The sequence below is a fragment of the Pseudooceanicola onchidii genome (assembly GCF_004959925.1).
GTDB lineage: Bacteria > Pseudomonadota > Alphaproteobacteria > Rhodobacterales > Rhodobacteraceae > Pseudooceanicola > Pseudooceanicola onchidii.
On sequence record NZ_SPUW01000002.1, the window covers coordinates 38,456 to 61,528 of the forward strand.

General features: G+C 65.8%; 21 protein-coding genes. 10 read left to right on the forward strand and 11 right to left on the reverse strand.

Annotated elements, in window-relative coordinates; genetic code table 11:
- Window positions 1-50 precede the first annotated feature (50 nt).
- Both E4S58_RS08085 and E4S58_RS08090 read left to right on the forward strand, forming a co-directional pair.
- A complete protein-coding gene (locus E4S58_RS08085; RefSeq protein WP_136635910.1) occupies window positions 51-1,535 on the forward strand; it encodes a calcium-binding protein in 1,485 nt (494 codons plus the stop codon).
- A 69-nt stretch (window positions 1,536-1,604) separates the two neighbouring features.
- A complete protein-coding gene (locus tag E4S58_RS08090; RefSeq protein ID WP_136635911.1) occupies window positions 1,605-2,981 on the forward strand; it encodes a nidogen-like domain-containing protein in 1,377 nt (458 codons plus the stop codon).
- A 6-nt stretch (window positions 2,982-2,987) separates the two neighbouring features.
- Here E4S58_RS08090 and E4S58_RS08095 read toward each other — a convergent pair whose 3' ends face one another.
- Together E4S58_RS08095 and glmM are read right to left on the reverse strand one after the other, a co-directional pair.
- Window positions 2,988-3,773 (reverse strand): metallophosphoesterase, encoded by a 786-nt coding sequence (locus E4S58_RS08095; RefSeq protein WP_136635912.1) that lies wholly within the window; start codon window positions 3,771-3,773, stop codon window positions 2,988-2,990.
- 6 nt (window positions 3,774-3,779) lie between these two features.
- Entirely contained in the window at window positions 3,780-5,120 is a 1,341-nt protein-coding gene (gene glmM, locus E4S58_RS08100) for a phosphoglucosamine mutase (protein WP_136635913.1), read from the reverse strand.
- Between the two features lie 167 nt (window positions 5,121-5,287).
- Between glmM and E4S58_RS08105 the strand changes: the two genes are divergently transcribed.
- Together E4S58_RS08105 and E4S58_RS08110 are read left to right on the forward strand one after the other, a co-directional pair.
- Complete coding sequence (locus E4S58_RS08105) at window positions 5,288-7,411, forward strand: YjbH domain-containing protein (protein WP_240789508.1); 2,124 nt, start codon at window positions 5,288-5,290, stop codon at window positions 7,409-7,411.
- A complete protein-coding gene (locus E4S58_RS08110; protein WP_136635915.1) occupies window positions 7,408-8,049 on the forward strand; it encodes a YjbF family lipoprotein in 642 nt (213 codons plus the stop codon). Before E4S58_RS08105 ends, E4S58_RS08110 begins: the two co-directional genes overlap by 4 nt.
- Window positions 8,050-8,101: 52 nt before the next feature.
- On the opposite strand, the gene E4S58_RS08115 is transcribed toward E4S58_RS08110, so the two are convergent.
- Window positions 8,102-8,530, reverse strand: coding sequence for a Fur family transcriptional regulator (locus E4S58_RS08115; protein ID WP_136635916.1), 429 nt, complete (start codon window positions 8,528-8,530; stop codon window positions 8,102-8,104).
- Between the two features lie 117 nt (window positions 8,531-8,647).
- Here E4S58_RS08115 and E4S58_RS08120 point away from each other — a divergent pair, with 117 nt between their 5' ends.
- The 6 genes from E4S58_RS08120 to E4S58_RS08145 all read left to right on the forward strand — a co-directional run bounded on the left by E4S58_RS08120 (window position 8,648) and on the right by E4S58_RS08145 (window position 15,083).
- Complete coding sequence (locus E4S58_RS08120) at window positions 8,648-9,541, forward strand: metal ABC transporter substrate-binding protein (RefSeq protein WP_136635917.1); 894 nt, start codon at window positions 8,648-8,650, stop codon at window positions 9,539-9,541.
- Complete coding sequence (locus E4S58_RS08125; protein ID WP_136635918.1) at window positions 9,538-10,389, forward strand: manganese/iron ABC transporter ATP-binding protein; 852 nt, start codon at window positions 9,538-9,540, stop codon at window positions 10,387-10,389. Before E4S58_RS08120 ends, E4S58_RS08125 begins: the two co-directional genes overlap by 4 nt.
- Window positions 10,386-11,237, forward strand: coding sequence for a metal ABC transporter permease (locus E4S58_RS08130; RefSeq protein WP_136635919.1), 852 nt, complete (start codon window positions 10,386-10,388; stop codon window positions 11,235-11,237). The genes E4S58_RS08125 and E4S58_RS08130 overlap by 4 nt, the downstream gene beginning before the upstream one ends.
- Complete coding sequence (locus tag E4S58_RS08135) at window positions 11,234-12,064, forward strand: metal ABC transporter permease (RefSeq protein WP_169052637.1); 831 nt, start codon at window positions 11,234-11,236, stop codon at window positions 12,062-12,064. The genes E4S58_RS08130 and E4S58_RS08135 overlap by 4 nt, the downstream gene beginning before the upstream one ends.
- Before the next feature lie 63 nt (window positions 12,065-12,127).
- A complete protein-coding gene (locus E4S58_RS08140) occupies window positions 12,128-14,560 on the forward strand; it encodes a heavy metal translocating P-type ATPase (RefSeq protein WP_136635920.1) in 2,433 nt (810 codons plus the stop codon).
- A 115-nt stretch (window positions 14,561-14,675) separates the two neighbouring features.
- Window positions 14,676-15,083, forward strand: coding sequence for a Cu(I)-responsive transcriptional regulator (locus E4S58_RS08145; protein ID WP_136635921.1), 408 nt, complete (start codon window positions 14,676-14,678; stop codon window positions 15,081-15,083).
- An 18-nt stretch (window positions 15,084-15,101) separates the two neighbouring features.
- On the opposite strand, the gene E4S58_RS08150 is transcribed toward E4S58_RS08145, so the two are convergent.
- From E4S58_RS08150 to E4S58_RS08185, 8 genes are all read right to left on the reverse strand, one after another.
- Entirely contained in the window at window positions 15,102-15,695 is a 594-nt protein-coding gene (locus E4S58_RS08150; protein WP_136635922.1) for an SCO family protein, read from the reverse strand.
- A 7-nt stretch (window positions 15,696-15,702) separates the two neighbouring features.
- Window positions 15,703-16,680 (reverse strand): copper chaperone PCu(A)C domain-containing protein, encoded by a 978-nt coding sequence (locus tag E4S58_RS08155; protein ID WP_240789509.1) that lies wholly within the window; start codon window positions 16,678-16,680, stop codon window positions 15,703-15,705.
- A gap of 109 nt (window positions 16,681-16,789) precedes the next feature.
- Window positions 16,790-17,155, reverse strand: coding sequence for a DUF2946 family protein (locus tag E4S58_RS08160; RefSeq protein WP_136635924.1), 366 nt, complete (start codon window positions 17,153-17,155; stop codon window positions 16,790-16,792).
- A gap of 75 nt (window positions 17,156-17,230) precedes the next feature.
- Window positions 17,231-18,268 (reverse strand): GlxA family transcriptional regulator, encoded by a 1,038-nt coding sequence (locus E4S58_RS08165; RefSeq protein WP_136635925.1) that lies wholly within the window; start codon window positions 18,266-18,268, stop codon window positions 17,231-17,233.
- Window positions 18,258-19,223 (reverse strand): LysR substrate-binding domain-containing protein, encoded by a 966-nt coding sequence (locus E4S58_RS08170; RefSeq protein WP_136635926.1) that lies wholly within the window; start codon window positions 19,221-19,223, stop codon window positions 18,258-18,260. The genes E4S58_RS08165 and E4S58_RS08170 overlap by 11 nt, the downstream gene beginning before the upstream one ends.
- A gap of 37 nt (window positions 19,224-19,260) precedes the next feature.
- Window positions 19,261-20,622, reverse strand: a complete 1,362-nt coding sequence (locus E4S58_RS08175; protein ID WP_136635927.1) for an NAD(P)/FAD-dependent oxidoreductase — start codon at window positions 20,620-20,622, stop codon at window positions 19,261-19,263.
- A gap of 7 nt (window positions 20,623-20,629) precedes the next feature.
- Complete coding sequence (locus E4S58_RS08180; RefSeq protein ID WP_136635928.1) at window positions 20,630-22,135, reverse strand: aldehyde dehydrogenase; 1,506 nt, start codon at window positions 22,133-22,135, stop codon at window positions 20,630-20,632.
- 3 nt (window positions 22,136-22,138) lie between these two features.
- Window positions 22,139-23,056 (reverse strand): dihydrodipicolinate synthase family protein, encoded by a 918-nt coding sequence (locus E4S58_RS08185; RefSeq protein ID WP_136635929.1) that lies wholly within the window; start codon window positions 23,054-23,056, stop codon window positions 22,139-22,141.
- Window positions 23,057-23,073 lie beyond the last annotated feature (17 nt).

A 23,073-nucleotide genomic window follows, 5' to 3' on the forward strand; every position in this document is an offset into this window, starting at 1 on the left:
GATCGACCCCCTGTCTCATCTTGCTTCCGGATCAAATCCGGGGGCAAACCATGACACAACTGATCTTGCGAGCGACACTCACCGGCAACAACATCAGCCTTTACGGCGGGGTGGCGGACCTGACCCCCCTGTCAGACGAGGCCTTGGCGCGAACCTGGATCTTCGCAGGCGCACAGTCGACCGGAACGATGACGCGCTACCAGTTGGACGATCTCGGGACCATCCAGCATCGGCAGTCGGAAACCATCAGCGCCTCGACGACGTACCGCATTTCGGATGCCGAGGTGGTGGGCGATGACGCGCCTCATCTTTTGGTGTCGGCTGTCGAAACCGCCAGTATCGCGGCGTTTGCCATCGGACCGGACGGGTCGCTTGGGGAACAGACAACCATCTCTGCCCCGCTGATGGGGCCGGTGACACAAATGGAGGTCATCGAGGCAGGCGGGTACAGCTTTGTCGCGACCGGATCGCGCGACAGCGCAGGGCTCAGAATCTATGAATGGGTTGATGGCGAAACTCTGGCCCCTCGCGCGACAGTGACCGATCACGGGAAAACCGCGCTTGGCAATGTCACCGACATGGCGGGCCTGCGCGTCGGCGGGACGGAGTATCTGGCGGTTGCGTCCACGACGGACGAGGCGGTCTCGACCTATTGGATTGGCACCGACGGCACACCGGAGCTGATCGACAGCCTTGGCATCAAGGACGGGATGTGGATTGCCGGGCTTGACGGCCTTGCAACGGTCGCCGCGCACGGAGAAAGTTTCGTGGCTGTCGGCGCAACGATGTCCTCAAGCCTCACGCTGCTGCGCGTCAACGATCACGGGGTGATGTTCCAGGAAGATCACCTGATCGACACGCTCGACACGCGATTTTCGCGAGTCGATGCCCTGACCGGGTTCGAGGTCGGTGAGCGCGGATTCCTCGTTGTCGGCGGCGCCGATGACGGGCTGACCTTGCTTGAGATCATGCCGGATCGCAGCTGTCACGTACGTTCGACACTGGTCAATTCCCAGGGCGGTGCGATGGAAAACATCGTGTCCCTGTCTGCGGTATCGCTGACCAGCGAGATCCAGATCGTGGCTGCCGGACAGCCCGGTCTGACCCTTGCAACGCTCGACAAGACATCGATCGCTGCCCCTCTGATCGGGACTGGTGCTGCTGATGATCTGGTCGGTGGTGGCCGGGACGATCTGATCTGGGGCAATGCTGGCGACGACATCCTGACCGGCGGCGCCGGGGCCGACATCATCGCGGGCGGGGCGGGGCAGGACGTTCTGACCGGCGGCGATGGTGCGGATGTCTTTGTATTCTCTGCCGATACCGGGATGGATCGGGTGACGGATTTCCAGCTTGGTGTCGACAGGATCGATGTTTCGGCATGGGGCCGGATCTACGACGTCCAATCCCTGACAATCGACGATCGCTGGGACGGTGCCGATCTGAGTTTCGGAGATTTTTCCCTGCGACTGTCGACACTTGACCCGACCCGACTGACCGAGATTGAGCTGACCAACGACTGTTTCATTTTCTAGAGCGACGTATACCCGATCGTAAGGATCGTCTGCCAAAACGATATCATGTGAAGTGAAGGTAGGCAGAAGATGGCGGGCTCTGTCCAACGTGGGCTTGGTGGTGCTTCGGGCTTTGGCGAACTGGCCTTGCCACGGTCCGACGACGGCGCGTTCCGCATTGCGGCCGGTGCGGTCTTTGCCAATGGGCTCAACGTCTTCGGGACGACCTATTCCGGTGACGACATCTGGATCGGAACCAACGGGGTCATGAGCTTTGGTACGGGCGCCGAGGCCGTACCCTCGTCGGATGGCGTCGACCCGTCGCTCGACATTCTCGCGCCCTTCTGGGCGGACGTGGACACACGCCTGAATGGCGAAGGGATCGAAAGCGGGCCGATCTGGGTCGACATGCAGGGCGGTGTTCTGACCGTTACTTGGGAAGATGTCGGGCGGTTCCGACGGTCGAGTGACCCGTCGAACCTGTTCCAGATGCAACTGACCGATCGGGGCAACGGCGATTTCGACCTGCGGTTCACCTACGAGCGGATTGAATGGGTGCAGTCGACCCACGAGACCGAGGTGGGCGCCCAGATGATCCTGTCGTCAGCACGGTTGCCCGAACCCTGGATCGAGGCCGGAGAGGCGCTGACCCTGGACACGCGGACCGGCAACACCGGCATCACCGGACGTTGGCTGTTCGAGATGCGCGACGGCGCGCTGCCCGGGCTGACGCCCGTGACCGGGGACGCCCGGATTGGTGGGGACAGCAACGATACGCTGTCTGGTGGCGCGGCAGATGACATCCTGCGCGGCGGTAACGGCAATGACATCCTTCGCGGGTTCGCCGACGCCGATTGGCTGTTCGGCGGCGATGGCGCGGATACCCTGAACGCCGCCAGCGGGGATGATCACGTGATGGGCGGCAATACGGACGCCGACCTGCGCGACGTGATCTACGGCGGTGCGGGACAAGATTATCTTGACGGAGGTCACGGCAACGACCTGATCTATGGCGGCGACGGTCAGGACACCCTGGAAGGTGGGTTCGGCGTCGATCAGCTGATCGGGCAGCAGGGCGATGATGCGCTGTCGGGCGCGGCCTGGTCGGACGAGATCTTTGGCGGAGACGGGGCCGATTTCCTGAACGGCGGCTTCGGGTTCGACCGGTTGAATGGTGGCACCGGCGCGGACCGGTTCTTTCACCTCGGGATTGCCGATCACGGATCAGACTGGGTGCAGGACTACTCTGCGGTCGAGGGTGATTTGCTTGTGTGGGGGCAAGGTGCAAACCTGCCCGGCAACTTCCAGGTCAACTGGGCAGATACGGCGGGCGCAGGGCAGTCGGGGGTGGCCGAGGCCTTTGTCATCTACAAGCCGACCGGGCAGATCCTGTGGGCCTTGGTCGATGGCGCGGCTCAGCCCCAGATCAACCTGATGATGGCAGGTGTGGTGCACGACCTGCTTTAGGGCAGGTCAGGTGATGAACCGGCACGCGTCGGCGTCAATATGGGCTGCGGTGAGTGTGCCGGTGAAATAGGCCCCGGTGTCGATTGAGATCCGGCAATCGCCGATGGTTGCTTCGGCCATCACGGTGTGCCCATGGACGATGGTCTGGCCGTCGTCGCGCGGGACCTCCAAGAAGGCGGGGTGACCATTGATCATCTCGCGACGACTTTGATCGTCGACGGCGCGATCGGGGTCCATCCCGGCATGAACGCAATGCAGGTTGCCCGTCGACCACCGGGCGGGCAACTGGCGGATCCAGTCCTGCATCCCGTCCGGCATCGCGTCTTCCAATTGTTCGACCAGTTCGACCGCATCTTCGACGTCGGGCCGTTTTGAATGTGCCTGGATGCCGAAGCTGGCCAGGGTTTCGATACCACCGAAGGTCAGCCAGCGCAGTCCACGCCCGGCGGGATCGTCGATGAAATCGAGCATCATTTTCTCATGATTTCCCATGAGGTTGACGTGCCGATCAGGCGAGTCCACGCAAAGGCCGCGGATGAATGCAAGCGTTCCGGCAGAATTCGGTCCCCGATCGATCGCGTCGCCCAGGAAGACGATCGGAATGTCCTGGCCGAATTCCTGTCGCAGCTTGGTGTAGAGCGGCTCAAGCAGGTCAAGGCAGCCATGAACGTCGCCGATGGCGCAGAACGGCGTGCCCGGAGCAAGCACGGTCTCGACCGTCGGGTCGGCGGCGACGCGGCGGCGTGGTTTGGGTTCCTTGCCCGCAAAAAGACCTTTCAGTCGTCCCAGCATCGGCCCTCAGCTCGCCTTCTCCACCGCCGACCTGATATTGTCGATGACTTCCATAAGCTTGCCGTGATCTTCCGATTCACCCATCACGCGGATCAGCGGCTCGGTTCCCGATTTGCGGATCAACAGGCGGCCGGAAGATCCAAGCGCCTTTTCCCCGTCCTCGATGGCCTGCTGCACCGCGTCGGCCGCCAAGGGTTCGGATCCCTGCGTGTAGCGCACGTTGTGCAGCACCTGCGGGATCGGATCGAAGACACGCAGGATTTCGCTGGCCTTGCGGTCGCTTTCGATCAGCGCGGCCAGCACCTGAAGGGCGGCGACCAATCCGTCACCGGTGGTTGCATAGTCGGTCATGACAACATGGCCAGACTGCTCTCCGCCGAGGTTGAATTCGCCTTCGCGCATCTTTTCAACGACATAGCGGTCGCCGACCTTGGTGCGTTCAAGACCGATACCGGTGTCGTTCAGGTGCCGTTCCAGCCCGAGGTTCGACATGACCGTGGCGACAAGCGCATTGCCGGCCAACCGACCTTCGGCGGCCCATCTGGTCGCGATCAGGCCCATGATCTGGTCACCGTCGACCTGTTCGCCGGTTTCGTCGATCAGGATCAGGCGGTCGGCGTCACCGTCCAGGCAGATGCCGATGTCCGCGCGGGTTTCCCGCACCTTGGCGGCGGCGGCCTCCGGGTGGGTCGATCCGCATTTGTCGTTGATGTTCAGTCCATTGGGGGACGTCCCGATGGGGATCACATCGGCGCCAAGTTCCCACAGGATGGCAGGGCCGACGCGGTGCGCGGCCCCATGGGCGCAGTCGACGACGATGCGCAGACCGTCCAGTCGCAGCTGCCGCGGGAAGGTTGTTTTAACGTATTCGACGTATCTTGATCCGGAATCATCGATCCGCTTGGCGCGTCCTATGTTCTGGGGCTGCGCCAGGGCGATGTCGGTGGACATGATACGCTCGATTTCGGCCTCCGCGTCGTCCGACAGCTTGAATCCATCGGGCCCGAAGAACTTGATGCCATTGTCCTCGGCCGGGTTGTGCGAGGCCGAGATCATGACACCCACATCCGCCCGCATGGAGCGGGTCAGGAACCCGACCGCCGGGGTCGGCACAGGACCAAGGAGGAAAACACTCATCCCGGTAGATGTGAAACCAGAAGTCAGCGCATTTTCAAGCATGTAGCCCGAAAGACGGGTATCCTTGCCGATGACGACCCGGTGGTCGTGCTGGTCACGCCGGAAATATCGCCCCGCCGCGGCGGCAAGGCGCATCACGACCTCGGCCGTCATGGGGTGGGTGTTGGTCCGTCCGCGCACGCCATCGGTGCCGAAAAGAGAACGGGACATCGTGCCTCCTGAATTTAGGCGGGTCTGGAGGCCTTTGTTACGGCGATCAACGGTTCAAGTCCAGCTTGGCAAACGGCAGCCAACTGCCACTTTTGCGCGGTCGCGCATTGCCCCGGGCAAATGCAGAGGATACGGTCGTCGGCAATTGGCCTGGGAGGCAGGTGGCAGTGCCGAAGACCAAATCAACCCTGGGGTTCGCCTTGGCGACCTTCGCGGCGGTACAGCCCACTGTTCCGTCCGCGCAGCAAAGCTATAGCTACAACAACTATGGCGCCCCTGGCCTGATCGACATGCCGACGGCGCAAAGCGCCGACGACGCAGAACTTTCGACGACGATCAGCCATTCGCCCGCCTTTACCCGCGCAACGATGACCTTCCAGATCACGCCACGGCTGAGCGGAAGCTTCCGTTACGGGACGATTAAGAACTACGTGATCGCGACTGGCGAACCAACGTTCGATCGGTCGTTTGACCTGCGGTACCGGATCATCGACGAAGGGCGGTATCGCCCTGCGGTTGCCATCGGTCTGCGCGACATCATCGGGACCGGCATCTATTCATCTGAATATTTGGTGGCCACAAAGCACCTGTCGCCGCGCCTTACGGTCACGGGTGGGCTTGGCTGGGGCCGGATGGCCACGCAGGGTGGCTTCAAGAACCCCCTGAGCGTCTTTGGATCTGGTTTCAATTCCCGCCCGGGCGGATTTACCGGTACCGGCGGACAGGTCGAACTGGGCCGCTGGTTTCGCGGGCAGGCTGCGTTCTTTGGTGGTGTCAGCTATAAGGCCACGGATCGCCTGACGCTCAAGGCGGAATATTCCTCGGATGCCTATCTGCTTGAATCTGCGGCCGGTCGGAACCTGATCGCGCCGAAGACGCCGGTGAACCTCGGGCTCGACTACCGGCTGAGCGACGGGGCCAACCTGCAGCTGGCCTACCTGCATGGCGACACCTATTCCTTTGGCCTGACCTTCGCGACGAACCCCCGCAAGGCTGCTGTGCCGGGCGGGAAAGGCGGCGCACCGATCCCCGTCAAACCGCGCGACATGAAATCCGCGCAGGCGCTTGGATGGGTGACGAACGAACCCGCGAAACAGCAGCTGCGGGGCGGCATGCAGACGCTGTTGCAGCCCGACGGCATCCATGTCGAGGCCGTGACGCTGGACGGGCGGCAGGCGACGATCTTTATCCGCAACGAGAAATACATCGCCCGGGCCGAGGCGATCGGACGGACCGCCCGCGTGCTGAGCGTCGCGACCCCGGCGTCGGTCGACACCTTCCGGATCGTGCCGATGGTCAACGGGATGCCCGCGGCGGCGGTCGTGATCCGGCGCGACGACCTTGCGCGGTTCGAACATGACCCGAATGGCGCGCAGCGGATGTTTGACGCGGCGCAGGTGGTCAGCCATCGCGGCAAGCCTAGGGCGCCGGATGTGCTCGAGGGGCAGTATCCGCGGCTGACCTGGTCGGCCGGTCCCTATGTGAAGGCCAGCTATTTCGACCCGGACAACCCGGTGCGCGCCGATCTGGGCCTGCGGTTCGCGGCGCGGTATGATCTGGCGCCTGGGCTTGTTCTGTCGGGTCAGGTCGATCAGCGCGTGATCGGCAACCGGCAGGGGTCGACGCGGTTCGATCCCTCGGCCCTGCCCCGCGTGCGGTCCGATGCCGGACGCTATGCCAAGGCCGACACGGCGCTGACCAAGCTGACCCTGGCGTCGTATTTCCGGCCCGGCGAAAACCTCTATGGCCGCGTGACCGCAGGTTACCTCGAACCGATGTACGCCGGGGTCAGCGGGGAACTGCTGTGGAAACCGGTCGACAGCCGCCTCGCCCTCGGGGTCGAGGTCAACTATGTGCAGCAGCGCGATTTCGACCAGGCGTTCGGGTTGCGGAATTACAAGGTCGCGACCGGCCATGTCTCGGCCTATTATGATTTCGGCAACGGCTTTCACGGTCAGGTCGACGGCGGGCGGTATCTGGCCGGCGACTGGGGCGGGACCTTTGCGCTGGACCGGGAATTCGTGAACGGCTGGAAGGTCGGCGCCTATGCGACCTTCACCAATGTCTCGTTCTCGGACTTCGGCGAAGGGTCCTTTGACAAGGGCATCCGTTTTGAGATCCCGCTGGATCACTTCCTCGGGCGGCCGGTCGGCAAGACCTACAAGGCAACCCTGCAGCCGCTGTCGCGCGATGGCGGGGCGCGGCTGGACGTGGATGGGCGGCTTTACGACCAGATCAGAAGTTACCACGAGCCCGAGCTCGAGAAGAGCTGGGGGAGGTTCTGGCGGTGAAACTGGCGACAGGTGCAGTGCTGGCAGCGGTGCTGGCGTTGGTGGCGGGATGCGGCAACGACACCGGCAATCCGCAGCTTGGCCTCGACATGGCAAAGCGCGTGACCGCGAAACTGACCGGCAAGGACAAGGCCGCGCCGCCGCCCACGGCCGACCAGATCCGCGCCGCCGTCACGCCCGAGTTCCGGGCGCAGAATGGCAATCTTCCGATGCTGCTGGCCAGTTCGGTCGACAAGCCGATCGCGTCGCTGATGTTCCAGACCGGACAGAATGGGGACGTGCGGACGTACCTGACACCCGACGCGATCAGCTTCAGCCTGCGGCAGGGGGTTCTGGTGGCCTCGCGCGGGCTGGGGGCGGATCTGATGCAGGCCGACGTGACCCAGGTGCTGCCGCGCGTGCTGGCCGGATCCGGGCAGGCGCAGCGGGTACATGTCTATCTGGACAGCGAAGATCGGGAAGTGCGCCACAGCTTTACCTGCAGCTATGCCCGGGCAGAGGGCCAGGTGGTCGAAACCTGCCGTGGCGACGGCACCGGGTTCGAAAACCGCTACGTGCTGCGCGGGGGCCGGATCGTGACGTCGGTCCAGTGGGTCAGCCCGCTTCTTGGGTCCTTCCGGCTGGAAGATCTGGGCTGATGACGCCCGTCCTCCGAAACTAGTTTAACGCTAAACTACTTCTATCGACACGTCAGCCGCGCCGCTTGCGCACGTACAGCTCAAGCCGGTGATGGATGATCTCGTACCCCATGGCCTCGGCGATCTGGGCCTGAAGCGCCTCGATCCGGTCGTCGGTGAATTCGATGACCTCGCCGGATTCCATGTCGATCATGTGATCGTGATGATCCGTCTCGGTGTGTTCGAAGCGCGCGGGCGTGCCTTCGAACTGATGGCGCATGATAACCCCCTGCGACTCAAGCTCGGTCAGGGTGCGATAGACCGTCGACAGGGAAATCCCCGGAACTTCGGTTTCCGCGCGGCGTTGCAGTTCAACGGCTTCGGGGTGGTCATCGGCGGCGGCAAGAACCGACAGCAGCGCCTTGCGCTGGCGCGTGATGCGCACCCCGGCGCGGCGCAGCGCGGCGGTCAGGTCTTCGGTTCTGCGGTCGATCTTGGTCATTGCCCGGGTATTGCGCAAAGCCGCCTGTGCGATCAAGTGTTAGTTGCAAATCATTCGCAGATAGCTTGACAGTTGCAAATCGTTCCTAGATGCATCCTGAGTGACAAGGAGTGCATCATGTTCCGACGACAGTTCCTGACCTGGGCTCTGGCCCTTCTGCCCCTGACCGCTGGCCTGCCCGCCACGGCGCAGGACCGGATCAAGGTCGTGACCACCTTTACCGTCATCGCGGACATGGCTCAGAACGTGGCCGGGGACGCGGCCGAGGTCGTGTCGGTCACCCGCCCGGGGGCCGAGATCCACGGCTACAGCCCCACCCCGCGCGACCTGATCCGCGCGCAGGATGCCGACCTGATCCTGTGGAACGGGCTGAACCTTGAACTGTGGTTCGAACAGTTCCTGTCGAACCTGCGCGACGTGCCCTCGGCCGTGGTCAGCGACGGGATCGATCCGATCGCCATCACGGGCGGGGACTATGACGGCAAGCCCAATCCCCATGGCTGGATGGCGCTGGATAGTGCCCTGATCTACATCGACAATATTCGCGACGCCCTGTCAGAAGCCGACCCCGCGAACGCGGACACCTATGCCGCCAACGCCGAGACCTACAAGGCCGAGGTCGCCGCCGTCATCGGCCCGCTGCGTGACGCCGCCCGCGCCCTGCCCGAAAGCCGCCGCTGGCTGGTGACCTCGGAAGGGGCGTTTTCCTACCTTGCCCGGGATTTCGGGCTGACCGAGGTTTTCCTCTGGCCGATCAACGCCGACGCGCAGGGCACGCCGCAGCAGGTGCGCAAGGTGATCGACGCCGTGCGCGAGAATGACATCCCGGCGGTCTTTTCCGAAAGCACCGTGTCCGACAAGCCCGCGAAACAGGTCGCGCGCGAAACCGGCGCGGCCTATGGCGGGGTGCTCTACGTCGACAGCCTGTCCGAAGCGGACGGGCCGGTGCCGACCTACCTCGACCTGTTGCGCGTCACGGCCGAAACCATCGTCGCGGGTCTGAGCGAATGACCGACGGCATCCGCGCCACCGGCCTCACGGTCGCCTATCGCAACGGCCACACCGCGCTGCGCGATGCGTCGTTCGCCATTCCGCGTGGCACGATCACCGCGCTGGTCGGCGTGAACGGGGCCGGAAAATCGACGCTGTTCAAGGCGTTGATGGGGTTCCTGCCCGCGTCGTCGGGCAAGATCGAGATCCTGGGCCAGCCGGTGCGCAAGGTCATGAAGGATCAGGCCGTCGCCTATGTGCCGCAGGCCGAAGAGGTCGACTGGACCTTCCCGGTGCTGGTCGAGGACGTGGTGATGATGGGCCGCTATGGCCACATGGGCTTCTTCCGCCGCCCCCGCGCCAAGGATCACGAGGCCGTCGCGAAGGCGCTTGCCCGGGTCAACATGACCGACTTCCGCCATCGCCAGATCGGAGAGCTGTCGGGCGGTCAGAAGAAACGCGTCTTCCTGGCCCGCGCGCTGGCGCAGGACGCACAGGTCATCCTGCTGGACGAACCCTTTACCGGCGTCGACGTGAAGACCGAAGAACAGATCATCGCCCTGCTGCGCGAGCTGCGCAAAGAGGGCCGGGTGATGCTGGTTGCGACGCACAACCTGGGCTCCGTGCCGGAATTCTGCGACCGCGTCGTGCTGGTCAAGGGCACGGTTCTGGCCCACGGCCCCGTGGCCGAGGTGTTTACCCCCGACAACCTGAAACAGGCCTTTGGCGGGGTGCTGCGGCATTTCCTGCTGGAAGGGCCGCACCTGCATGACGACGAAGACCCGCGCAAGCTGAACATCTACACCGACGATGAACGCCCGCTGGTGATCTACGACGACCGGCACCACACCGCGAAGGGTCGCAAATGATCCTGCTGGAGCCCTTTCAGTACGGCTACATGACCAACGCGATCTGGGTGTCGGCGCTGGTCGGCGCGGTCTGCGCCTTCCTGTCGGCCTACCTGATGCTCAAGGGCTGGTCCCTGATCGGCGATGCGCTGTCGCATTCGGTCGTACCGGGGGTCGCCGGGGCCTACATGCTGGGCCTGCCCTTTGCCATCGGGGCTTTCCTGTCGGGCGGGCTGGCGGCGCTGGCGATGCTGTTCCTGCGGCAGCGGTCCGGGTTGAAAGAGGACGTGGTGATCGGCCTGATCTTCACCGCCTTCTTCGGGCTGGGGCTGTTCATGGTCTCGCTCAACCCCATGGCGGTGTCGATCCAGACCATCATCATGGGGAACATCCTGGCGATCACCCCGCAGGATACGCTGCAACTGGCCCTGATCGGGGGCGTGTCGCTGGCGGTGCTGCTGGCCAAGTGGCGCGACCTGCTGGTGGTCTTCTTCGATGAAAGCCACGCGCGGTCGATCGGGCTGAACGTGGGGCTGCTGCAGATCGTGTTCTTCACCCTGCTGTCGGCCTGCACGGTCGCGGCGATGCAGACGGTCGGGGCGTTTCTTGTCATCGCGCTGGTGGTGACGCCGGGGGCCACGGCCTATCTGCTGACCGACCGCTTCCCGCGCCTGCTGATGCTGTCGGTGGTGATCGGGTCGGTGACCTCGGCGCTTGGGGCCTACATCAGCTATTTCCTCGACGGGGCGACGGGGGGCGTGATCGTCTGCCTGCAGACCCTGCTGTTCCTGATCGCGCTGGTTTTCGCCCCCACCCACGGGATGCTCGCCGCCCGTCGCCGCCGGGCCGAGGCCGAGGCGGGCGCATGATGGAGACCCTTCTGCTGCCCCTGCAATTCCCCTTCATGCAGAACGCCCTGCTGGCCGTGGCGCTGATCGCGCCTGCGGCGGCGATGCTGTCGACCTTCCTGGTGCTGAAAGGTTGGTCGCTGATGGGCGACGCCACCAGCCACGCGGTGCTTCCCGGGGTGGTGCTGGCCTATATCGCGGGCATTCCGCTGATCATCGGGGCCTTTGTCGCGGGGCTGATCTGTGCCGTGGCGACGGGGTTCATCAAGGACAATTCCCGCATCAAGCAGGACACGGTCATGGGCGTGGTCTTTTCCGGCATGTTCGGTCTGGGGGTGGTGCTGTACACCCGGATCTCGTCGGACATGCACCTGGATCACATCCTCTTCGGCAACATGCTGGGGGTGGGGCCGGATGACCTTTGGACGGCGGGCACGATCTCGGCCGGGGTGGCGCTGATCCTCGGGGTGAAGTGGCGCGATTTCCTGGCCCACAGCTTCGACCCGGTGCAGGCGCGGATGATCGGCCTGCCAGTCGGCTGGCTGCACTACGGCCTGCTGGCGATCCTGTCGGCGACCATCGTGGCGATGCTGACCTCGGTCGGGATCATCCTGTCGGTGGCCTATCTGATCGCGCCGGGGGCGATTGCCTTCCTGCTGACCCGGCGATTCCTGCCGATGATGCAGGTTTCGGTCCTGGTGGCGCTGCTGGCGGGGCTGGCGGGCACCTACCTCAGCTTCTGGATCGACAGCGCGCCCGCGCCGACCATCGTTCTGATCATGACGGCAATGTTCCTGTTGGCGCTTGGCTGGCGGCGGCTGCGGGACGGGGTGAAAATCACCCCTTGACCCTCCAGCGACTGGAGACCCTAGATCACCCGTCGACACCCCGTGCAGACGAAAGGGCACCCCATGGCCGAGGCTCAAACCATCACCCGCGATCCGGTCTGCGGCATGACCGTGGACCCAACGGCCGGCAAGCCGACGGTCGAACTGGACGGGCGTACCTATCACTTCTGCTGTGACGGCTGTGCCAAGAAGTTCACCGCCGATCCCGAGGCCTACCGCACCGCCGAAGATCCCGTTTGCGGCATGAGCGTCGACCGGGCCACCGCCGCGCATATGTCCAAGCACGCGGGCGAGAAGTTCTATTTCTGCTCGCACCGTTGCCAGACGAAGTTCGACGCCGCGCCCGAGGATTACCTGGGCGACCGTCCCGATCCCGAACCCATGCCCGAAGGCACGATGTACACCTGCCCGATGGATCCGGAAATCGTGCAGGACCATCCCGGCGACTGCCCGATCTGCGGCATGGCACTTGAACCGATGACCCCCTCGCTCGACAGCGGGCCGCACCCGGAATACGTCGATTTCAAGCGGCGGCTGAAGATCACCGCGCCGCTCGCTGCCGGGGTCTTCGTGCTGGAAATGGGGTCGCACATCGGCATCCCCTTTGCCGACTGGCTGGGCCACACGGCCTTTGTCTGGATCCAGTTCCTGCTGGCCACCGCCGTCGTCTGGTTCACCCGCATCTTCTTCCGGCGCGCCTGGAATTCGATCGTCAACCGCAGCCCGAACATGTGGACGCTGATCGGGATCGGCACGGCGGCGGCCTATGTCTTTTCGGTGGTGTCGATGCTGGCCCCCGGCCTTCTGCCCGCGCAGATGGCCGACGGCATGGGCATGACGCCGGTCTATTTCGAAGCCACGGCGGTGATCCTCGTGCTGGTGCTGATCGGCCAGGTGATGGAACTGGCCGCGCGTGACCGCACCGGCGATGCGATCCGGGCGCTGATGGACCTTGCCCCCAAGACCGCGCGCCGCGTCACCGGCGAGACCGAGGAAGACGTGCCGCTGGACGCGCTGCAGAAGGGCGACATCCTGCGGGTCCGGCCCGGCGACAGCGTGCCGGTGGACGGCGTGGTGACCGAAGGCCGATCCTCGGTCGACGAAAGCATGATCACCGGCGAACCCGTCCCGGTGGAAAAGGTGGCAGGAGAGCCCGTGACCGGCGGGACGCTCAACAAGACCGGGTCCTTCCTGATGCGGGCCGAGGTCGTGGGCGACGACACGACGCTGAACCGGATCGTGCAGATGGTGGCCGCCGCGCAGCGGTCGCGCGCGCCGATCCAGGCGGTGGCGGACCGGGTCGCGGGGTACTTCGTGCCCGCCGTGGTCGCCTGCGCCCTGCTGGCCTTCGTGGCCTGGTGGGCCTTCGGCCCCTCGCCGGCGCTGTCCTATGCCTTTGTCGCGGCGGTGTCGGTGCTGATCATCGCCTGCCCCTGCGCGCTTGGGCTGGCAACGCCGATGTCGATCATGGTCGCCACCGGACGCGGTGCCAATGCCGGCGTGCTGATCCGCGACGCCGAGGCGCTGGAACGCTTCGCATCGGTCGACGTGCTGATCGTCGACAAGACCGGCACGCTGACCGAAGGCAAGCCCACCCTCACCGATGTCGACCCCGTGGAGATCGAGGAGACCGAGCTGCTGACGCTGGTCGCCGCGCTGGAACGCGGCTCGGAACACCCTCTGGCCGAGGCGATCGTGACCGGGGCCGAGGACCGCGGCGCTGCCCGCCGTGACAGCACCGATTTCGACGCCGTCACCGGCAAAGGTGTCACCGGCACGGTCGAAGGTCGCCGCGTCGCGCTTGGCAATGCCGCGCTGATGCGGGATCTCGACGTCGATGTCGGGGCGCTGACCGACCGCGCCGCCACGCTGCAGGGCGAGGGCAAGACCGCGATGTACGTCGCCGTCGACGGCCGGGCCGCCGGTCTGATCGCGGTCGCCGACCGGATCAAGGACACCACGCCCGACGCCATCCGCGCGCTGCACGACCTTGGCCTGCGGATCGTCATGGCCACCGGCGACGCCGAAGCCACGGCCCGGGCGGTGGCCGGGACGCTTGGCATCGACGAGGTGCACGCCGGTGTCAGCCCCGAGGACAAGCATGCGCTGGTCACCCGGCTGAAGGGCGAAGGGCTGTCGGTCGCCATGGCCGGGGATGGGGTGAACGACGCCCCCGCGCTGGCCGAAGCCGATGTCGGCATCGCCATGGGCACCGGCGCGGACGTGGCCGTCGAAAGCGCGGGCGTGACGCTGGTGAAGGGCGATCTGACCGGCATCGTCCGGGCCCGCAAGCTGGCCGAGGCGACGATGCGCAACATCCGCCAGAACCTCTTCTTCGCCTTCATCTACAACAGCGCAGGCGTGCCGATCGCCGCCGGGATCCTCTATCCCTTCCTCGGCGTGCTGCTGTCCCCGATGTTCGCCGCCGCCGCAATGAGCCTGTCTTCCGTGTCGGTCATCGGCAACGCGCTGCGGCTTCGGGCGCAGAAACTATAGGCCTTCATCTTGCCGGAAATACTCCGGGGGTCCGGGGGCCGCGCCCCCGGTCCGCCCTCGCCTCTTGACCCTCCCGCAGGTGGACCCTTTATCCTGATCGGAAAGGAGCCGTGACATGAACATCGGACGCGCCGCGAAAGAAACCGGGCTGTCGGTCAAGACGATCCGCTACTACGAAGACATCGGGCTGGTCGATGCCGACCGCGCCGACAACGGCTATCGCGATTTCGGCGACCGCCAGATCACCCGGCTGCGGATGCTGGCGCAGGCCCGTCACCTGGGCTTCGGGCTGGAGGAATGCCGCCGGCTGCTCGACCTCAACGCCGACCCGGACCGCGCCAGCCGCGACGTGCAGGCCTTGGCGCTGCGCAACCTCGATGCGGTGCGCGCGAAGATCCGGCAGCTGCAGGCCCTGGAGTCCGAGCTCGAGACGCTCATCCGCCAGTGCCACGGCAACGACGATCCGGACTGCGCGATCCTGGACGGGCTGAGCGGCACCGCCGACACCGCGCGCGGCACCTGACCTCGGGCCGTCGGGCCCTCAGACCCCGTTCATCCGGCGGATCTTGGCGACCGCCCGCGCCAGGTCTTCCTGATATCCGATCGGTTCAAAGAACCGGCCCCTGCGGTCGAACAGAAGGATGTTGGCCGAATGGTCCATGGTGTAATCCCCATCCTCAAGCGGTACCTTTCGGGCGTAGATGCGGAACGCCTTGATCGCCTTGTCGATCTCCTCCCGCGTGCCTGCCACGCCCTGAACTCCGGGTGCCCAGCCGACGTAATCCCGCAGCTGGTCGACCGTGTCGCGTTCCGGATCCACGGTCACGAAGAACACGCGGATCCGGTCCTCGCCCAGTTCTTCCTGGAAGGCGGCGATGTCGCCCAGGCTGGTCGGGCAGACCTCGGGGCAGTGGGTGAAGCCGAAGAAGACCGCGCTCGGGCTGCCCTTCAGCGTGTCTTCGGTAAAGGCAGTCCCGTCCGTGGTCTCAAGGCGGTAGTCGCCGGGCCCGATGGTATCGGCGAGCCCGCCGTCGACCATGGGGCTGATCAGTCGGGTCCAGGCCACGGCGATGAGGGCCAGCACGGCCAGCCCCCACAAACCGCCCAGGACCATGTGCTTGCGTGTGATGGTCATGGCGGCCTCAGTGCTTCATGCCGTGGGCGCCGTGGTCCATCGACCCGGCGGCCTTGGCGTTGACCTTGCCGATCGGCAGCGGCACCTGCACCTCTCCGGCCTGTTCGAAGGTCAGCGTGACCGGCACGGTGTCGCCTTCGACCAGCGGCGCGGACAGCTCCATCAGCATGAGGTGATAGCCGCCCGGTTTCAGCGTCACCGTCTGACCGGCCGGAACCGGCAGCCCGTCGGGCAGGTCGCGCATGCGCATCACGTCGCCTTCCATCGCCATCTCGTGCACCTCGACCCGGCCGGCGACCGGGGTGGTCGCGCCGATCAGGCGGTCATCGGTCGCGCCTGCATTGGTGATCGTCATGAAGCCACCGCCGACCGGAGCATTGGGCAGGGTGGCGCGGGTGAAGGCGCCTGTGATCGTCAGCTCTCCGACGGTCACCGGGGCCATGGCTTGGTCTGCCGTGCCGCCCGCATGTCCGTGCCCGTGGCCCGCATCGCCCACCACGACCGTCAGCCTGGGCGCAGGGTTCGGAACGCCCGACGCGCCCGAGGTGTCGGTCCAGTCCGCCGTGCCGTTGGCGCATTCCTGCACCGCCGGAAAGGTCATCACGGTGCCGGGGGCGATGTCGGCGCCGATGGTGCCGCGCACGGTGAATTCGTCGTACCAGCCATCCTCAAGGTGCCCGCCGGACCAGGTGACCTCGCGCAGGCCTTCGGTCATCTCGGTGCCGTGGTTGTCATAGGGCGTGGCATAGGGGCCGGTCCCGGTGGACAGGGTCCAGCCCGCCTTGGGCATGGGTTTCGCGGCGTAGAAGCCGTCGGGCAGGTTGATGCGGACGGTATGCGTCGCCTCGCCCTTGCAGCCGTGGGGCACGCGCAGGGTGATCTTGGTGGTGGCGCCCGCCTTGGCCTGAGACTGTTCAAGGGTGGCATGGGCGGACAGGGGACCGGCAAGCGCGACAAGCGCCCCGGCAAGAAGCATGGTTTTCATGGGTATCTCCATCGGATCGCGCGCGCGGATGCCCCGGTTGGCCGGGCGACCGCCTGCGCTGACGTGCGGCCGAAGCCGCCATGTGTCGGATGGCCCGAACGGGCCGCGATCAGACTGAGAGTGGCGGAGCCCGGGGCGATCGCGCGTGATCGCGCGCCTGCGCGGCCCGGTGCAGATCACCGGCCAGTTGCCAGGCAGTCACGGGTATCAGCCGCGATGCAATGTCGGCCGGGGCGGGCATCGCGGGATCCGACACGAGGTGACAGAACGGACAGCGGTGATCATGCCCGCCGTGTTCGCCATGCCCTGCGTGATCGCCGCACAGATCTTCGGCGGTCATGCCCATCATGGCCAGCTGCGCCTCGGCCAGATCTCCCCGGTCGGGGGCCATCATGGCGGCCGACACGGCACTGCCAACCGCGAGCACGAGCACGGCGATCAGGATCAGAAGGTGTCGGCGAAACGGGCGGACCATATGGCCGGGATAGCGCAGACCCGCGTCTGGCGCCAGCCCGTGGCAGGGGGGTGCGGCATCGGCGACCGTCGGGGCCTAGCGCGCGGCCTCTCCGGGGCGCTGCAGGACCTTGGTCGGCACGATGCCGAAGCGCGCCTTGAAGGTGCGTGAGAAATGGGTGGTGGATTCGAACCCGCAGGCGATGCAGACCTCGGCCACCGACAGATCGGTCGTGGCCAGAAGGTTCCGCCCCCGGTCCAGCCGGAGATTGCGATAGAAGACGCCCGGCGTGTCGTTCAGATGACGCGAGAACAGACGCTCGAGCTGCCGGGTCGAACAGCCGACCGCACGCGCGATGTCCGGGATGGCCAGCGGGGTGTCGATGTTGGCCCGCATCAGGTTCACGGCCGCCACCACCGCCTTGCTGCGCGAGGTCATGACCGCCGCAGTCGAACTGCGCTGTGCCGGATCGACCCCGGCCATGACCGGGCGCAGGCACATGTCCGACACCATCGCGGCAAAGGCGGCGCCGTGGTCTTCGGCAATCAGCGCCAGCATCATGTCCGTCGCCGCGGCCCCGCCGCCACAGGTCATGATCCGAGCATCGATTTCGTAGCGGGCGGGCGTCGGCATCAGATCGGGGAAGGTTTCGCAGAAGCCCGGCTGGTTTTCCCAGTGCAGCGTGAATCGTCGCCCGTCCAGCAGGCCGGCCCGGGCCAGCGCCACCGCCCCGGTGCAGATGCCGCCGACCGTGCCGCCAAAGCGATGATGCCGCTGGACGGCCGACACCACCGCGCCGTCGCCTGCTGCCATCGCCGGATTGCCCGCGCAGACGAACAGCCGCACCTCCTTGTCCTGGACCGACAGGGGTGCGTCGACCGACACCTCGATGCCCGAAGAACTGACCGCAGGCACACCACCCTTCGACATCAGCGTCCAGCGATACAGCGGCTTCTGCGACAGCTGGTTGGCGATGCGCAGCGGCTCGACCGCCGAGGAAAACGCCAGCAGGGTAAAGCCGGGCACGAGGATGAAGGTATAGGCCCGCGGCGCGCCCGAACTTTCGACCGGCTGATAGGCCGCGCCCTTGGGAACCAGGGCTTCGAGGTCGGTGTCGAACGGGTCATCCGTCATGGCGGGGCTCCGGTGTGCCGGGTCGGGTCAACGACGCCAACAGGTGATCGACGAACTGCGCCACCGCCGGGCGCTGAAGCGCGGCGGTCTGGCAGCGCAGGAAGTTGCCGCGCCCGGCCGTGACCTGGGCGGGATGCGCCACGACCAGCCGACCCTGGGCGATCAGCGGCGTGACCATATGCTGCCAGCCCAGCATGACGCCCTCGCCCGCAATCGCCGCCTCGATCAGCAGCCCGACCTTGTTGGTCGTCAGGCTCGATGCCCCCCGACCCCAGCTTGCCCCCTGGGCGCGGAACCATTCCTCCCAGCCAAGCGGCTGCCAGCCGATCGCATCGGCGCTCCAATGGCGTTCATGCAGGTGCAGAAGGTTGGCGCGGTTCAGATCCTGCGGGTCCGCAAAGGGGCCATGGTCGGCCAAGTAGCCCGGCGCGCAGACCGGCAGGGCCGCTTCGGGGAACAGGTAGTGCAGCGTCTCGCCGACTTCGCTGCGTTCGTTGCCGCACAAAAGCGCGATGTCGACGCCCGAATAATTGCGCATCGCGCCGTCCTCGTCCGACGCAAGGATGACGAAACCGATGTCAGGGTGATCGGGCCGAAAGCTGTCGATCAGCGGTTTGAGCCAATAGGCCGCCATGCCGTTGGTGGCGGAAATCGTGATCGTCTGCGGCGCGGCCTCGGGGCGCAGCAGTCCGACACCTGCGCTGATCGTATCGAGACCTGCCGCCACGGCGGCGCTCAGGTCCGCGCCGGCCGGCGTCAGCTCCAACGCGTTGTGCTTGCGGATGAACAGCGGCACGTCGAGTGCCTTTTCCAGCAGGCGGATCTGCTGGCTGACGGCCCCTTGCGTGATGTTGAGCTCTTTGGCGGCCAGCGTGAAGCTCAGGTGTTTTGCCGCCACTTCAAACGTCGCCAGCGCACCGAGCGAGGGAAGGTGTCTGCGACGGACGGGTCTCATCTTGCTTTGCCCCTCACACTGGCAATCACATGGCCCTTCATTCGGTCCGGGCCTGCCATTCTTTCCAGCGAAGATACGCATTTGCACCGATCGTGTCGAATGGATGCGGCGGCAGACGTGACGGTTCGGGTTCGGACAGGAAAAAGCGCGTGATCTCGGTCTGCCGCCCCAGCACCAGGTCGGCGGCACCGATCCCGGTCAGCGTGCCGCGCGTCGTGCCCAACCCATTCTGGACACAGGCGGAATACAGCCCCGGCTCCAGCTCTCGCATGACCGACACGCCGTTCCGGCTCAGGCACAGATGCCCCGACCAGGCGTGGTCGAACGGCACGTCCCGCAGCGCCGGAAACCGGTCGTCGAACTTGCGACGCATGTTGGCGGTGACGCGGGCCAGGTCGGCGGCGCTGGTCTGCATGTCGGGCCGGTAATAGCCGCCCTGCCGGATGACGATGCGGTTGCCACCCTCGGGCGTGGCGATCCGGCGGACGGTGCAGCCCATGGGATCCGCAGGGGTCAGCCCCCAGCTGTCCTGCCCGCCAAGCGCCACCAGCGCCTCGGCGGGCAGTTCGGCGGTCATGCAGGCGTTCAGCATGATGTGCATCAGCTGCCCGGTCTTGAAGCCGAAGCTTTGCAGATGCCCGTTGGTGGCCAGGATGACCTTCTGGGCCGTTACCGTTCCGGATGGCGTCTTCAACGACCATCCGGTCTGGGTGCTCTCGAACCCCGTGACCGGGCTGTCCTCGAACAGGCGCACACCTTTGGCGGCGATCCCGTCGGCCAGCCCGCGAATATAGGCGGCAGGCTGGATCAGCGCCGTGCCGGGGGTGAACAGCCCGCCAGAGTAATAGTCGGACCCGGTGATCCCGCGCATCTGGTCGGCATCCAGCATCTCGTGCGGTTCGCCAAGATCGTGCAGATGCTGCGCGTAGGTCCGGTTGGCCGCTTCGCCGACGCGCGAGGCCGCGCCGTTGATCTTGCCGGACCGGCGGAAGGTGCCCTTGGGCAGGCCAAAGTCGGCGACAATCGCTTCGGCAAAACCGATGGCGTGGCGGTTCAGGCGGGTCAGGACGCGGTCCCGCGCCTCTCCGGTCCCGGCATAGTCGGAACTGGTCAGATCGTGCGGCAGGTCGATCATGAAGCCGGAGTTGCGCCCGGCCGAGGATTGGGCGATGCGCCCGGCCTCAAGCACCACGATGTCCAGCGTCGGATCGGCCGTGTGCAAGTGCCGGGCTGCCGACAGCCCGGCAAAGCCCGCGCCCACGATGGCCACGTCGCACCCTACCTCGCCACTCAGCGCCGAACCGGCGGCGCGCGGCGGCAGGATCGCTTCCCACCCGGCGGGGCCGGTGTGGACGGGCAATCGCCGGACTGGGCGGTGCGACGTGGGGCGGCGCGCCATGGCGACCTCAGTCGATGCCCGTGTCGGAGGTGTCGGCCAGATCCAGCCAGATCGTCTTGAGCTGCGTGTACTGGTCATGCGCATGCACCGAATTGTCGCGCCCGCCAAAGCCCGATTGCTTGTAGCCGCCGAAGGGCGTGGTGATGTCGCCCTCGCCAAAGCTGTTCACCGTGACCGTGCCCGCCCGCAGCATCCGTGCGCCCCGCATCGCCCGCTTGCCGTTGGCGGTAAAGATCGACGCGGCCAGACCGTAGTCGGTGTCGTTGGCGACCGCGATGGCCTCCTCGAAGCTGCCGACCGGGATGACCGTCAGGATGGGGCCAAAGATCTCCTCGGTTGCAAGCGAAGAGGCGCGGTCGGCCTCGACCACCGTCGGCTCGACAAAACCGTCGGCGGGCGACGTGCCACCGATCAGGACCTTGGCCTTTTTCGCCGCATCAAGATACCCGGCGACCTTGGCAAAATGCGCCTTGGATACCAGCGCGCCGACCCGCACCTCGGGGTTCAGCGGATCGCCCACGGGCCATTCGCGGACATGGGCCGTGACCTTCTCGATCAGCCGGTCCTTGATGCCCGTCTGCACGATCAGGCGCGACGCGGCAGAGCAGTTTTCGCCCATGTTCCAGAAGGCGCCGTTGACCACATGGGCCGCGACGGCATCCAGATCCTCTGCGTCGTCCAGCACGATGCAGGGGTTCTTGCCGCCCAGCTCCAGCACGACCTCTTTCAGGTTGCTGTCGGCCGAATAATGCAGGAACCGCCGCCCGGTGACGGTCGAGCCGGTGAAGGACACCATGTCGACGCCGGGATGCCGCCCAAGCGGTTCGCCCACCTCGGCCCCGCCGCCGGTGACGATGTTCAGCACGCCGCGCGGCAGTCCGGCCTCGGCGGCCAGTTCGGCCAGTCGGAGGGCTGTCAGCGATGTCTCCTCGGCCGGTTTCACGACCACGGTGCAGCCCGCGGCCAGCGCCGGGCCGATCTTCCATGCCAGCATGAGCAACGGGAAGTTCCACGGCAGGACCAGACCGACGACGCCCACAGGTTCGCGCACCACCATCGCGATATGATCGGCCGACGCGGGCGCCACCTGGTCATAGATCTTGTCGATCAGTTCGGCGTGCCAGCGCAGGGTATGGATCGTCTCGGGCAGATCGACGGTTTCGCAATCATAGATGGTCTTGCCCGACTCGAGGCTCTCCATCACCGCCAGCTCTCGCGCGTTGCGTTCGATCAGCTTGGCAAGGCGCAGCAGCACCTCCTTGCGCTCGCCGGGATGCAGCGCCGACCAGCGGCCGTCGTCGAAGGCCTCGCGCGCCTTGGTCACGGCCAGATCCACATCCGCGGCGTCACAGGCCGCGACCGGACCCAGCACCGCACCGGTTGCCGGGTTCACCGTCTGATACGTCTTGCCCGAGATCGCGGGCCGATAGCCGCCGTCGATCCAGGCGTTCTGCGGCAGGTCCAGGCTTGCGGCGATGGAGGCGTATTCCTCGTGGGTCAGCAGGTCGGTCATGGCTCAGTTTCCCTCGCAGATGGATTTGACGGTGGTCTTCAGCGTGCGGATGACCTGTTCCAGCTCGCGCTTTTCTTCCTTGTTCAGACCCTTGAGGGGCGGCCGCATCGGCCCCGCGTGCAGGCCCGACACCTCGACCCCGTGCTTGATGCACTGGATGAACTTGCCGCCCTGTTCGAGCACCCGCATCAGCGGCAGCATCGCCGACATGATCCGGCGGCCCTTGGCAAAATCGCCCTTGATCACGCAGGTCTCGTACAGCGCGATGTGTTCTTCGGGCAGGAAGTTCGACCCGCCGCAGATCCAGCTTTGCGCACCCCAGGCGAAGAACTCCAGCGCCTGGTCGTCCATGCCACAGGACATCTGGATGTGCGGGTAATCGCGCGCCAGCAGGTGCACCCGGTTGATATCGCCGGAACTTTCCTTGATCCCGATGACATTGGCGGACCGGCCCACGCGGTCAAGGAACTCGCGCCCCATCTCGACGCCCATGCGGCCCGGGTAGTTGTACAGGATGATCGGCAGCCCGCAGGCCCGGTCGATGGCCAGGGCGTTCAACGCATTCTCCCGCTCGGTCGGGACCGAATAGGGCGGCGTGCCCAGCAGGATGCCGGTGGCGCCCATGTCCACCGCCCCCTCGGCCAGAGCGATCGAATCCGGCGTGCGCAGCGCCCCGGTCCCGACGAAAACCGGGATGCGTCCCTTGACGCGATCGGTGATGAACCGCGCGATCTGCAGCCGTTCCTCGACCGTCTCGGCATAGTTTTCGCCGGTGGAGCCGCCGGAAATCAGCCCATGAACACCGGCTGTTACAAGACGTTCGACAAGGTCGGCAAGCGACTCAAAGTCGATCTCGCCCGCGTCATCGAAGGGTGTGATGACCGGCGTGTAGATACCTTCCAGCTTGAAGCGGGCTGTCATGTGTCCTCTCTCCTCTG